Below are 13,680 nucleotides of genomic sequence, written 5' to 3' on the forward strand. Positions count from 1 at the left end.
TGCGCGCCATGACATATCCAGTGAACCCGCCCAACCTGCGCCCGGACCTTGCCCCGAAAGCCCGGTTTTCCGAGCCGAAACGCGATGGTCAACCCACCATCGGCATGGTCAGCCTTGGCTGCCCCAAGGCGCTCGTCGACAGCGAACGCATCCTGACGCGGCTGCGCGCCGAAGGCTATGCGATCAGCCCGGATTATACCGGCGCGGATGCGGTGATCGTGAACACATGCGGCTTTCTGGATTCGGCCAAAGCGGAAAGCCTTGAGGCCATTGGTGAGGCGTTGAACGAAAACGGCCGTGTCATTGTCACCGGCTGTCTGGGCGCGGAAGAAGACTATATCCGCGGCGCCCATCCCAGCGTTCTGGCCGTCACAGGCCCGCACCAGTATGAACAGGTTCTGGATGCCGTGCACGGCGCCGTGCCGCCCAGCCCCGATCCGTTTGTGGACCTGCTGCCCGCGACCGGCGTATCGTTGACCCCGCGCCATTACAGCTATCTGAAAATTTCCGAGGGCTGCAATCACAAGTGCAAGTTCTGCATCATTCCAGACATGCGCGGCAAACTCGCCAGCCGTCCCGCCCATGCGGTGATCCGCGAGGCGGAAAAGCTGGTCGAGGCCGGCGTGAAAGAACTGCTGGTGATTTCTCAGGATACCTCGGCCTACGGCCTCGACATCAAACATGCCGAGGATCGGGGCCACCGCGCCCATATCACCGACCTGGCGCGCGATCTTGGGGCGCTCGGGGCGTGGGTCAGGCTGCACTATGTCTATCCTTATCCGCATGTGCGCCAGTTGATCCCGCTGATGGCGGACGGGCTGATCCTACCCTATCTGGACATCCCGTTCCAACACGCCCACCCCGACACCCTGAAACGCATGGCCCGCCCTGCGGCGGCATCAAAAACGCTGGACGAAATCGCAGCGTGGCGCGCGGATTGCCCCGACATCACCCTGCGGTCCACCTTCATCGTCGGCTATCCCGGCGAAACCGAGGCTGAATTCCAGACCCTGCTGGATTGGATGGACGAAGCGCAACTGGATCGCGTCGGCTGCTTTCAATATGAAAACGTCGACGGCGCGCGGTCAAACGACCTTCCAGACCACGTTCCCGCCGAGGTCAAACAAGACCGCTGGGATCGCTTCATGGAAAAAGCGCAGGCGATTTCCGAAGCCAAACTGGCCGCAAAGGTCGGCCAAACCATCGACGTGATCGTCGACGACATCGACGCAGACGGCATCGCCACCTGCCGCACCAAAGCCGACGCCCCCGAGATTGATGGAAACCTGTTTATCGACGAAGGCACCGAAGGTTTGAAGGTGGGTGAGATCGTTCAAGTCGAGGTTGATGAGGCGGGCGAGTATGATTTGTGGGGGCGGCTTAGTCGTTCGGAATAACCGTAAGATAATGACCGCCACGGGTGAGCGTTTTATGGGCTTCAATCCCAGCAGCTCCGAGTAACATTTCCCAGATATCTTTTTCATCTTCGCGGCACTGGACGACAAACTGTTTGTTTACGGACGCTTCCCACTGACCTTTCAATGTAGCCCAAACCTCAGGTTCAACATCCACAACTTTGGTCACATCAATGATTTCGGGTTTGCCGTGAGCAATAGTGTCACGAAACTTCTTTAACTGATAAATAGTCTGAAATGGACGCTCTCCCCAATTGACCTCCATTTCAAGAATCTTAGCCAACAATTTGATTTTACTCTTTAAGTTTGCTCGTTCTGGCCAACCTTCTTCCAACAACTTCCAGCCTACAAAATTGATTTTTGCTTCAATCGAAAATGCAGTGAAAATAAGGGCGCTCATCATATCGAGCGCCACCGCGGTGGTATCTTCGCTCTCAAATTTCTTCTCAACCTGAGTAGCGTACCAGTTTGCACAATTAGATAGATCATTGTGAATGAACCGCTCGGCTTCGATCCGTACTTTGTATTTTTCCAAAATTTATCTTTTCAAAAAATTGAGAGTGTATTTGCTTCAGGTTATTATTATCTACCCCTCCCTACTCACACTGAACAACACCCAGCCATCAATTCGGGCGACTTCGGTGCCGCCAGTTTCGGTCATGAACACGCCCAACCCTTCATAGTCTTCCGGGCAGGCAACAAGGTCGGCGGTGTGGTCAAGGTATTCGACGGTGGCCGCGCTTTCGCCCACGCGGCGGCATTGGTCGCCGTCGGCGCGGTAGCCATCGCCGAACAGGGGCAAGTCAGTTGCGGGCGGAGAATACACGGTCTTGGTTTCGCAGGCGGTCAACAGGCCAAGGGCGATCAGGGGCAAGAGTGGTTTCATCAGGGGTCTCCTTCTGGATTTCCCTGAGTATATCACAGGTTGAAACGCGGTGCGGCAGTTCCTTGCCGCCCCCAGTTTCAGCGGGTCACGCGCCCTGAAGCGGTCTGACTTCGATCTCGCGCTCAGTCCGGGCCTTCATGGCGCGCGCGGCAGCATGGCTGGCGGCAAGCGTGGTGAAATACGGGATCTTGTCCATCAGGGCGACATTGCGCATTTCGCGACTGTCATTCACCGATTGGGTGCCTTCGGTCGTGTTCATAACCAGATGAACCTCGCCGTCCTTCATACGGTCGACGATATTTCGGCCCGGCTCATACACTTTGGCGACCTTCTCGGTTTCCACGCCATTTTCAGACAGGAAAGATGCAGTGCCGCGGGTGGCGAGAATGGTAAAACCCTGATCTTTTAAAAGCTTGGCAGTTTCGACCAATTGCTCGGTCTTGTCACCTTCCTTGATCGACAAAAACACGTTGCCTTCAGTCGGCAGCATGGACCCTGCCCCAAGCTGGGCCTTCAGGAACGCCATGGCGAAATCCTTGTCCGCCCCCATCACTTCGCCGGTCGAACGCATTTCCGGGCCAAGCAACGTATCCACACCGGGGAAACGGGCGAACGGCAACACGGCTTCCTTAACGGCATAGCTGTCAATCTCGGGGTCCACCAGATCGAACGCATCCAGCTTCTCGCCCGCCATGACACGCGCCGCGATGGACGCAATGGGGGACAGAACCGCCTTGGCCACGAAAGGCACGGTGCGCGAGGCGCGTGGGTTCACTTCGATCAGATAGATCTCGTCATCTTTCACGGCGAACTGCACGTTCATCAAACCAACCACGTTCAGCGCCAGCGCCAGCGCCTTGGACTGTTCACGCAGCCCGAGAATGATCTCGGCGCTGAGCGAATAGGGCGGCAACGAACAAGCGCTGTCGCCGGAATGCACGCCTGCTTCTTCGATATGCTGCATGATGCCTGCGACATGCACGTTTTCGCCATCGCACAGGGCATCCACGTCCACTTCGACCGCACCGGACAGATAGCTGTCCAGCAACACCGGGCTGTCACCCGACACCACGACGGCCTCGGCGATGTAGCGTTCCAATTGGGCCATGTCGCGCACGATTTCCATTGCACGACCACCCAGCACATAGGAGGGACGGATCACCAGCGGGAAGCCGATGTCTTCTGCGATTGCCAGCGCTTCGGCGTCGGTCGACGCAATACCGTTCTTCGGCTGTTTCAGATCCAACTGGTTGACCAGCGCCTGAAACCGTTCGCGGTCTTCGGCCAGGTCGATGGCGTCCGGCGTGGTGCCAAGGATCGGGATGCCCTCGGCCTCCAGCGCGTTGGCCAGTTTCAGGGGGGTCTGCCCACCGAACTGAACGATCACACCGTGCAGCGTGCCGTTTTCCAGCTCTTTGGTCAGAATCTCCATCACGTGTTCGAAGGTCAGCGGTTCGAAATACAGCCGGTCCGACGTGTCATAATCGGTCGACACGGTTTCCGGGTTGCAGTTGATCATGATGGTCTCATAGCCCGCGTCGGTCAGCGCAAAACAGGCGTGGCAGCAGCAATAATCAAACTCGATCCCCTGCCCGATCCGGTTTGGACCGCCACCCAGAATGACCACCTTCTTACGGTCGGACGGGCGTGCCTCGCATTCGACCTCGCCCATCATGGGGGCTTCGTAGGTCGAATACATATAGGGGGTCTGGGCTTCAAATTCGGCAGCACACGTGTCGATGCGTTTGAACACGGCGGTCACACCCACCTTGCGGCGCGCGTTACGCACATCGCTTTCCTTGAAGCCCGTCAACTTGGCCAGGCGCGCATCGGTGAAGCCCATCATCTTGAGCTTGCGCAGACCGGCCTGGTCCGACGGCAGGCCGCTTTCCTTGATGGCGGCCTCGGTCTCAATGATTTCGCGGATACGGGCCAGGAACCATGGGTCATACGCCGTGCAGGCCTGAATATCCTCGTTCGACATGCCGAACCGCATGGCCTGCGCGATTTTCAGAATACGGTCGGGGCGCTGTTCGGAAATCGCCTTGATGATCGCAGCCTGATCCGGTGCCCCGGGGATGTCAATCTCGTCAAATCCGGTCAGGCCGGTTTCCATCGAGGCCAGCGCCTTTTGCAGGCTTTCGTGAATGGTGCGGCCGATTGACATGACCTCGCCCACCGATTTCATCGCGGTGGTCAGTTCGGGCTTGGCACCGGGAAACTTCTCAAAGGCAAAGCGCGGGATTTTGGTGACGACATAGTCGATGGTCGGTTCAAAGGACGCGGGCGTGACCTTGGTGATGTCGTTGTCCAGCTCGTCCAGCGTATAGCCCACCGCCAGTTTCGCCGCGATCTTGGCAATCGGGAAACCGGTGGCTTTGGACGCCAAAGCGGAGGACCGAGACACGCGCGGGTTCATCTCGATCACCACCATGCGACCGTCTTCCGGGTTCACCGCCCATTGCACGTTCGAGCCGCCGGTTTCCACGCCAATCTCGCGCAGTACATTGATCGAATGCGTGCGCATCAACTGATATTCCTTGTCAGTCAATGTCAGCGCAGGCGCGACGGTGATCGAATCGCCCGTATGCACCCCCATCGGGTCCACGTTTTCGATGGAACAGACGATGATGGCGTTGTCAGCGGTGTCGCGCACCACCTCCATCTCGAACTCTTTCCAGCCCAGCAGGCTTTCGTCGATCAGAATCTGGCTGACGGGCGAAGCGTCCAGACCGGTGCGGCAATAATGCTCGTATTCCTCGCGGTTATACGCCACGCCCCCACCGGTGCCACCAAGCGTGAAAGCGGGGCGAATGATTGCGGGCAGTCCGACATAATCAATCGCGTCCAGACATTCCTGCATTGTGTTGGCAATGGTAGCTTTCGGGTTTTCGATGCCCAGTCGGTCCATCGCTTCGCGAAACAACTTGCGGTCCTCGGCCATTTCAATGGCGTGACGTTTCGCGCCGATCAATTCGACATTGTATTTATCCAGCACACCCAGATCGTCCAGCTCCAACGCCGTGTTCAAACCGGTCTGACCACCCATCGTCGGCAGCAGCGCATCGGGGCGTTCTTTCTCGATGATCTTGGTGACAACATCTGCGGTGATCGGTTCGATATAGGTCGCATCCGCCATGTCCGGATCGGTCATGATCGTCGCCGGGTTCGAGTTCACAAGGATGACCCGATACCCTTCCTCGCGCAGCGCTTTACATGCCTGAGCGCCCGAATAATCAAACTCGCAGGCTTGCCCGATGATGATAGGCCCCGCGCCGATGATCATGATTGAGTTGATATCGGTTCTTTTTGGCATAATGACCCCCATCAGCAGACTGGATCGCGATCGGGATTCTCACCCGTGCGCAAATTGTCGTGGGTTATAGAGATGGGGGCACTTAGCGCAAGCCCCGAATGGCGATGATTTGCGCCTAGCTTCGCTGACTTTGTCTTACGCAAACAATCAAAATTGATGTGAACAGTAAAACAGCCAGGATAAAATGTAGAAAGACTTGCAGCACAAACGTGGTGCTTTGCTCGGAAAGAACGAAATAAAGCGGTAAGGAATATCCGACCGCAACGGCCGCTATCGTTAAAATTCCCAATCGACGGGATGAGAACTCCAGAATTCCTGGCAGCAGCATCATCGGCAAGATCAGGTAATGCAACCACCCCAACGGGCTTGTGAACAACAACACCAACGAAGTGGTCAAAAGCCGCGCCCAGACTCGCTTATGGGCTTCTAAGTTGCGACTGACAAAGAAGCAGACAATCAGTCCTGAAAGGAACGTCGCACGGACGGACCAAAGTATCCATTTTGGTTCGGGCCACAGATCGATTCTGAGCGTTTCCAGAGAAAGCGTTCCATTATAAGCCTGCCAAAGCAGCAAGAGTGGCAAATCCATTCCCAGATTGATGCCGCTGACCAAAATGGTTCCTTCAAGCTCTCGGAGTTTGTCCAGAAACTCGGCGTGAAGCGGCCAGCCCGTCATCAAGATGGACAGCCCCCCCAGCATTCCCCCTAAAACTCCGAACCACAGGAGAGCACGCCAATTGCGCTCCATCAAAAAGATAATCGCCAGCAAGGCGGGAGCTACCTTGATCGCAGCAGCCAACGCCAGCCAGCCACCTGCGCCAGCCGGTTTATTTTCGATCAGGTTACAAAACGCCAACATGATCAAAAATGTTACAAAAATTTGCGGCTGCCCAAGACTAAGAGACAAATGGGAAACGCTGGTTATCAACAGCAGCAACGCAGACACTGCAACCCAGACAGTCGCCAAGACGCGACGGGGCTTCAGCATCCTGAAACCCAGCCAAATCATACCGATGAATGATCCGACATTTATCACCAACACCACCCGCGCAAAAATGTCGAAGCTGACGAATTTGGTGACAGGTGCAAGTATTGCGACCCAGATTGGTGGATAAACATAAGGGGTGACAATTGATATCCCATCGGAAGACAACGCCGCTCGTTCCTGCCATTCAATCGGGATATCATTCCAAAAGAAGTCCCCATCAAGCGGATAGATCAAGTGATACAAACCGTCATCATAGAATGACGCCGCAATATATAGAGATGCGAGATCAATGGGTGCGTTACTACCATTTGCGAAGACCAACACGCTGATCGTCAGAACGATTATGATCGCAATTCTCATTCGTGCCTGATCATTAGAACGTCCGGCTTGTACTGTATTCATTCACGCATGCCCATGTTTACACCGGACGTCTTGCCACAAACCTGTGGCATGTCCGTGTCGACAGTTTTAGTCTCAGCACCTCTTGGAGCAAGTCGGTTTCTTCTGTTGCGAGGACTTTTACTATGGAAATCTCCGCTTCGGCTTGACTTTACCCGCCAAGGCAGGTGTATCGGCGCGATACATATGAACCGCTCGACGGGGGCACCCATGCACGCTTTTCGCAGCCATACTTGCGCTGAACTGAACAAATCGAATGTTGGCGACACGGTTCGCCTGTCTGGTTGGGTCCATCGGGTCCGCGATCACGGCGGCATCCTGTTCATCGACCTCCGCGATCATTACGGCATCACGCAAGTCCTGTGCGACCCCGACAGCCCCGTCTTCGCCGAGATGGAGAAGGTGCGGTCGGAATGGTGCATCCGTATTGACGGCAACGTGAAAGCCCGCGACGCCGATCTGGTGAACGACAAGATCCCGACTGGCGAAATCGAGGTGTTCGTGCGTGACCTCGAAATTCTGGGCGCCTCGGAAGAGCTGCCTCTGATGGTGTTCGGCGATCAGGAATACCCGGAAGAAACGCGGCTGAAATACCGCTTCCTCGACCTGCGCCGCGAGGTGATGCAGGAAAACATGAAACTGCGTTCGGACGTTGTCGCCTCGATGCGCAAGCGGATGTGGGAACAGGATTTCCGCGAGTATCAAACTCCGATCATCACGGCCTCCAGCCCCGAAGGTGCGCGCGATTTCCTTGTGCCGTCGCGCCTGCATCCGGGCAAGTTCTATGCGTTGCCGCAGGCGCCGCAGCAGTTCAAACAGCTGATGATGGTGGCGGGCTTTGACAAGTATTTCCAAATCGCGCCGTGTTTCCGAGATGAAGACCCGCGGGCCGACCGGTCGCCGACCGATTTCTATCAATTGGATATGGAAATGTCCTTCGTCACCCAACAGGATGTGTTCGACACGATCCAGCCAGTGCTGAAAGGCGTGTTCGAAGAATTTGGCGGCGGACGCAAGGTCGATCAGGACTGGCCGCAGATTTCTTACAAGGACGCGGCCCTTTGGTATGGCACCGACAAGCCGGACCTGCGCAACCCGATCAAGATGCAGATCGTGTCCGAGCATTTCCGCGGCTCGGGTTTTGCGATCTTTGCGAAATTGCTGGAACAGGACGGCACCGAGATCCGCGCCATTCCTGCGCCAACCGGCGGGTCGCGCAAGTTCTGCGACCGGATGAACAAGTTCGCGCAGGAACAGGGTCTGCCTGGCATGGGCTATATCTTCTGGCGGAAGCGTGGAGATAAAGTTGATGAACAGATGAGCCCGGTTGTCGCTGCTCTCATGGGCTTGACCGACGATGATCTTAATGAACAGACGCGACTTCAGAAGCAGCTTGAAGAACTACAAAACACTTTAGGTGCTCTGGAAATTGCTAAAGCAATCGCTGAAAAGAACTTCGATCGCGTCCGTTTCCTCACCCAAGCATATTTCTCCGAATGGGAAGCCGCTGGCCCCTTGGCCAAGAACATCGGCCCCGAACGGACCGAGGCAATCCGCCAACAACTGGGCGTTGGCGTCGGCGACGCGGCCTTCTTCCTTGGCGGCAAACCCAAGGCGTTCGAGGCTGTCGCGGGTCGTGCCCGCACCGTGATCGGCGACGAGTTGGGACTGACCGACAAAGACCGTTTTGCTTTCGCATGGATCGTCGATTTCCCCATCTTCCAGATGGACGATGAAACCGGCAAGCTGGATTTCGACCACAATCCGTTTTCGATGCCGCAAGGCGGGATGGAGGCGTTGGAGGGCGACCCCCTCGCGGTGCGCGGGTATCAGTATGACCTGGCCTGCAACGGCTATGAGTTGGTGTCGGGCGCGATCCGGAACCACAAGCCCGAGATCATGTTCAAAGCGTTTGAACTGGCAGGCTATGGCGAGGATGAAGTGCGCAAGCGGTTCGGCGGCATGGTCAACGCGTTCCAATATGGCGCGCCCCCTCACGGTGGTTGTGCCGCTGGTGTGGACCGTATCGTAATGCTGCTGGCCGATCAGGACAACATCCGCGAGGTGGTGATGTTCCCGATGAATCAACGCGCCGAAGATCTGATGATGAACGCACCAAGTGAACCACAGAATGAACAGCTGCGTGAACTGCATCTGCGCGTCATTCCGCAGGAATAATACAGGCGGGCGCCCGTCGTCCTGCGTAACAGGAAAGGGTGCGTGTGATTAACACGCACCCTTGTTGTTTCAGCGGCAGCTCGCTGAAATCGCACTCTTATCAATTAACCGATTACCGGACGGGTCTCGATCATATCATCTATTGTGTCGTCCTTCCGAGGTCGCGATCAGGCGACAGTCAAAACCAGCGCCGTAGCCAACATGGCCGCGCCAGAGACCAAAACAGTCCAGTCGATCACAGCATTGCCGAACTCTTCATCAGCGAAACGTTTAATCAGGCTTCTCATAATACAACCCTCGTCTTAACACTTTGTTCACCCCGTCTGATGCTTTTTCTGTCATCAGAATTGGGCGGAAATGAGGTCTTGCCCGGCCAATTTCGTGCACGGCGAAGGTATTTTCTGGGCAATGCGGGCTGCCGCTACGTCACCTGTCTGAGCGTAAGTGACCAGGTCAAATCATCGCTTAAAGCGCGCGCCGATGTGCCAGGCGATCCTGCACAAGCCCTTGCACACGCGCCAGATCCGCAACGGTTCCGCGACCGGCCGCGCGAGCCTGCGCCAGCCCCGTCGCGGCGACCTCCAGCGTATTGTCATGGGCACTGCGCGCAAGGCCCCCCAGAAACTGGGCAATGTAGTCCTGCATCGGACCATCCGCACCTTCCCGCATCAATGTAGCGGCGTGGCAAAGATCGTCCTGAAGCGCGATCTGGTCCGGCGCGATGATGTCTTGCGGCAGGGCGCGCGGCGCGACCGGGCCTTCGGCAGGTGGCAGCACCGACAGGATGCTTTGCTGGAACACGGCCAGACTCTCGACGGGCTTGGCCAAAAACCCGTCAGCACCAGCCTGCAACGCCTGGTCGCGGGTGGTTTCATCACCGCTCATCCCCAGAAGAACGGGGACACGCAGAGGATTAGCGGCCAATTGTGCGATCAGATCCGCCCCGCAGCCATCCGGCAGACCCATATCAATAATCACAATCGACGGACGATAAACCCGCAAATGTCGATGCGCGGCACGCAGGCTGTCGGCCCGTCGAATGCGCGCGCCTGACCGCAGGCTCAGCAATCGAATAGCCTCGGACGCAAACCGGCTGTCTTCGACCACAAGCACGGTCAACCCTTGCAACGGGCGCTCGGGTGTCGGGGGGTGTCCCATCATGAATTGTTCAAGATCATCGCTCATCAGCGTTCTCCTTTCCTGGGATCAGCCTGCGCGAGAACTGCCTAACAACCGGTTAAGCCTGCAAACGCGGCGTCGCTTTCTTCATATGCGGCACCGCAGCACTTGCCCGAACGCGGCAAGCCCGGCATAACCAACCCGAGATTACTAAGGGAGAGAAGACATGATCGGACGTCTCAATCACGTGGCCATCGCGGTGCCAGACCTTGACGCCGCCGCCGCGCAATACCGCGATACGCTGGGCGCCGATGTTGGTGCCCCGCAGGACGAACCAGACCACGGCGTCACCGTTGTCTTCATCACCCTGCCCAACACCAAGATCGAACTGCTTTATCCGCTGGGTGAGAACTCACCCATCACGGGGTTTCTTGAAAAGAACCCGTCGGGCGGCATCCATCACATTTGTTACGAGGTGGAGGACATCATTGCAGCCCGCGACAGGCTGCAAGCGGCCGGCGCGCGTGTTCTTGGCACCGGAGAGCCGAAAATCGGCGCCCATGGCAAGCCGGTCCTGTTCCTGCATCCCAAGGATTTCAACGGCGCACTGGTCGAACTGGAGCAGGTCTGATGTCCATCACCGCCGCCATCGTCCTTTACGTGGTTATCTGGTTCCTGACCATGTTTGTTGTTCTGCCCATAGGTCTGCGCACACAAGGCGACGAAGGCGAGGTGGTGCGTGGCACCCATGCCGGTGCGCCCGCAAATTTCAAACTGGCGCGCACCATGATTATTGTGACGATCATCGGCACAGTGGTTTGGGCTATTGTCGCGGGAATCATCCTGTCCGGCTGGATTTCGGTCGAGGATATCGACTGGTTCAATCGGTTGGAGGACACAAACTAGCGCGCGTTCAGGCACGCGCCACCGGCACCCGGCCATCAGGGGTCAGCAACCAGACCTCGCGCCGCTCGATCACCACGGCTGACAGGGCTTTACCGTGCCCTGCCCCGGTGTCGATATTCACACGGTTTCCGTAATGCGTCACCTCGTCCACCGGGGTGTGACCGTGGATGATCAGTGGACCGTGATCGGCAGTTGAGGCATGAAATGCGCCGCGAATCCAACACAGATCATCCTCGGTCTGATCCTCAAGCGACACACCGGGGCGAATACCCGCATGGACGAAGCACAGATCGCCATAGCGATACAGAGCAGACAGTTGAGCTAGAAACTGGCGGTGCGCATCGGGCACCGCAACGCGCGCCTTGGGGTGAAGCTGATAAGTGCGAATGCCATCCGGCACCTCGACCCCATAGCTGCCCAAGGTCTCGATCCCACCAATGCCGGGGTGCAGCCAATTATAGTCGATCAATAGCTGCGTATCGACCATAGGGTGGTCGCGCAAAAACATCTCCATCATCCGGTCATGGTTGCCCTTCAGGACGATCCAGTTTTTCCCTTGCGCCAGTCCGTCAATCAGATACGCGATCACGCCCGCACTGTCAGGGCCACGGTCCACCAGATCGCCGATATGGACAATAGGCGCGTCCGCATCACCTGTCCGCTGGCGATCTTCGTCGATCAGCGCATGAGCTGCCCTGAGCAGATCAAGCTGTCCATGAATATCTCCGATCGCATAGGCGCGCATGGGTCTCTCCTGTTTGCGCAGACAGTAACGGGCAGGCCAGAAATGAAAAGCCCCGGCGCTTGGCCGAGGCTTTCCGTTTTTCACTGCCGTTAGATGTCGAAGGCGAGCGGCTTGACCGATTGGAACATCCCTGTCGCCAGCAGGCTTTCCAAAGCCGTTTGCGGAATGGCTTCGTCCAGGTAAAGCAAGGCAATCGCATCGCCGCCAGTGTTTTTCCGACCCAAAGTAAAGTTGGCGATGTTGACACCCTGTTGACCCATCGTCGCCCCCAAGGTGCCGATGATGCCCGGCATATCGTTGTTGGTGGTATACAGCATATGGCTACCGATCTCGGCGTCGATATTGATGCCTTTGATCTGGATGAAACGCGGCTTGCCATCCGAGAACACCGTGCCCGCGATAGACCGCTCGCGCTTTTCCGTGACCACGGTCAGCTTGATATACCCATCGAACGCCCCACCTTTTGCCTGCGTGGTGGTCGAGGTCTTGATGCCGCGATCAGCGGCCACAATGGGGGCAGACACCATGTTAACATCCGGCAGAACAGGCTTCATCAGCCCCGAAAGCACGGCACAATCCAGTGCCTTCAGGTTCATCTCGGATGCGACACCGTCATAAAGGATGTTCACCGCCTTGATCGGCCCCTCGGTCAATTGCCCGACAAATGCACCCAGATGCTCGGCCAGTTTGATCCACGGTCCCATGACCTTGGCTTCCTCGGCGGTGACTGAGGGCATGTTGAGCGCGTTCTGCACGGCCCCGGTCAGCAGGTAATCCGACATCTGCTCGGCCACCTGAAGTGCCACGTTTTCCTGCGCCTCGGTTGTTGCAGCCCCAAGGTGCGGGGTGCAGACCACGTTGGGCAGACCAAACAGAGGGTTCTCGGTTGCGGGTTCCACAGCGAACACATCGAAGGCCGCGCCCGCCACGTGACCCGATTTCAGCAGGTCGGCCAGAGCTTCCTCGTCCACCAGGCCACCACGGGCGCAGTTGATGATGCGAACGCCCTTCTTGGTCTTTTCAAGGTTCTCGCGGCTCAGGATGTTGCGGGTCTGGTCGATCAGCGGAACATGCAGGGTGATGAAATCCGCACGGCGCAGAAGCTCGTCCAACTCGACCTTTTCAACGCCCATCTTGTCGGCCTTCTTCTCGGACAAGAACGGATCATACGCGATGACCTTCATTTTCAGGCCCAGCGCGCGGTCACAAACGATACCGCCAATGTTGCCAGCCCCGATCACGCCCAGCGTCTTGTTGGTCAACTCGACCCCCATGAACTTGGACTTTTCCCACTTGCCCGCATGGGTCGAGGCGGACGCTTCGGGGATCTGACGGGCCACCGCGAACATCATCGCGATGGCGTGTTCGGCGGTTGTGATCATGTTGCCAAACGGCGTATTCATCACGATCACGCCCTTCTTGGAGGCTGCAACCTTGTCCACATTGTCGGTGCCAATCCCGGCGCGACCAACGACTTTCAGGTTGGTGGCAGCTTCAAGGATCTTGTCAGTCACCTTGGTCGCCGACCGGATGGCAAGACCGTCATAGTCGCCGATGCGAGCAAGCAAAGCGTCCTTGTCTTTGCCCAGCGCAGGTTCGAAATCAACATCGATGCCGCGATCACGGAAAATCTGAACGGCGGTTTCCGACAGCTTGTCGGAGACGAGTACTTTGGGGGCCATCTGTCTGGTCCTTTTCACAAAGATGTAGGGGGAAGCCCCGCGCATC

11 protein-coding genes are annotated in these 13,680 nt (G+C 57.2%); 4 read left to right on the forward strand and 7 right to left on the reverse strand.

Annotation, left to right across the window (positions count from 1 at the left end; translation table 11 throughout):
* The first annotated feature begins 8 nt into the window (after positions 1 to 8).
* Positions 9 to 1,397, forward strand: coding sequence for a 30S ribosomal protein S12 methylthiotransferase RimO (rimO, locus tag BMY55_RS13850; protein WP_091432638.1), 1,389 nt, complete (start codon positions 9 to 11; stop codon positions 1,395 to 1,397).
* On the opposite strand, the gene BMY55_RS13855 is transcribed toward rimO, so the two are convergent.
* The 4 genes from BMY55_RS13855 to BMY55_RS13870 all read right to left on the reverse strand — a co-directional run bounded on the left by BMY55_RS13855 (position 1,381) and on the right by BMY55_RS13870 (position 7,007).
* Complete coding sequence (locus tag BMY55_RS13855; RefSeq protein WP_091431489.1) at positions 1,381 to 1,950, reverse strand: hypothetical protein; 570 nt, start codon at positions 1,948 to 1,950, stop codon at positions 1,381 to 1,383. The genes rimO and BMY55_RS13855 overlap by 17 nt on opposite strands.
* Positions 1,951 to 2,001: 51 nt before the next feature.
* Positions 2,002 to 2,301, reverse strand: coding sequence for a hypothetical protein (locus BMY55_RS13860; RefSeq protein WP_091431491.1), 300 nt, complete (start codon positions 2,299 to 2,301; stop codon positions 2,002 to 2,004).
* An 85-nt stretch (positions 2,302 to 2,386) separates the two neighbouring features.
* Complete coding sequence (gene carB / locus BMY55_RS13865) at positions 2,387 to 5,617, reverse strand: carbamoyl-phosphate synthase large subunit (RefSeq protein WP_091432641.1); 3,231 nt, start codon at positions 5,615 to 5,617, stop codon at positions 2,387 to 2,389.
* Between the two features lie 115 nt (positions 5,618 to 5,732).
* Positions 5,733 to 7,007 carry a glycosyltransferase family 87 protein gene (locus tag BMY55_RS13870; RefSeq protein WP_091431492.1) on the reverse strand — a complete coding sequence of 425 codons (1,275 nt, stop codon included), beginning with the start codon at positions 7,005 to 7,007 and terminating at the stop codon, positions 5,733 to 5,735.
* A 207-nt stretch (positions 7,008 to 7,214) separates the two neighbouring features.
* On the opposite strand from BMY55_RS13870, the gene aspS reads away from it, so the two are divergent.
* The gene (gene aspS / locus BMY55_RS13875) at positions 7,215 to 9,182 is read left to right on the forward strand and encodes an aspartate--tRNA ligase (protein ID WP_091432643.1); all 1,968 of its coding nucleotides are present in this window, start codon (positions 7,215 to 7,217) and stop codon (positions 9,180 to 9,182) included.
* Between the two features lie 465 nt (positions 9,183 to 9,647).
* Here the strand turns inward: aspS and BMY55_RS13880 are convergent, their stop codons facing one another.
* The gene (locus BMY55_RS13880; RefSeq protein WP_091431494.1) at positions 9,648 to 10,367 is read right to left on the reverse strand and encodes a response regulator transcription factor; all 720 of its coding nucleotides are present in this window, start codon (positions 10,365 to 10,367) and stop codon (positions 9,648 to 9,650) included.
* Between the two features lie 160 nt (positions 10,368 to 10,527).
* On the opposite strand from BMY55_RS13880, the gene mce reads away from it, so the two are divergent.
* Together mce and BMY55_RS13890 are read left to right on the forward strand one after the other, a co-directional pair.
* Positions 10,528 to 10,932, forward strand: a complete 405-nt coding sequence (gene mce, locus BMY55_RS13885) for a methylmalonyl-CoA epimerase (RefSeq protein WP_091431496.1) — start codon at positions 10,528 to 10,530, stop codon at positions 10,930 to 10,932.
* A complete protein-coding gene (locus tag BMY55_RS13890; protein WP_091431497.1) occupies positions 10,932 to 11,207 on the forward strand; it encodes a DUF1467 family protein in 276 nt (91 codons plus the stop codon). The genes mce and BMY55_RS13890 overlap by 1 nt, the downstream gene beginning before the upstream one ends.
* Positions 11,208 to 11,214: 7 nt before the next feature.
* Here BMY55_RS13890 and BMY55_RS13895 read toward each other — a convergent pair whose 3' ends face one another.
* Positions 11,215 to 11,952: a metallophosphoesterase gene (locus BMY55_RS13895; RefSeq protein WP_091431499.1), complete on the reverse strand. Its 738-nt coding sequence runs from the start codon at positions 11,950 to 11,952 to the stop codon at positions 11,215 to 11,217.
* An 89-nt stretch (positions 11,953 to 12,041) separates the two neighbouring features.
* Positions 12,042 to 13,634: a phosphoglycerate dehydrogenase gene (gene serA / locus BMY55_RS13900; RefSeq protein WP_091432646.1), complete on the reverse strand. Its 1,593-nt coding sequence runs from the start codon at positions 13,632 to 13,634 to the stop codon at positions 12,042 to 12,044.
* Positions 13,635 to 13,680 lie beyond the last annotated feature (46 nt).

The organism is Aliiroseovarius sediminilitoris (genome assembly GCF_900109955.1).
GTDB lineage: Bacteria > Pseudomonadota > Alphaproteobacteria > Rhodobacterales > Rhodobacteraceae > Aliiroseovarius > Aliiroseovarius sediminilitoris.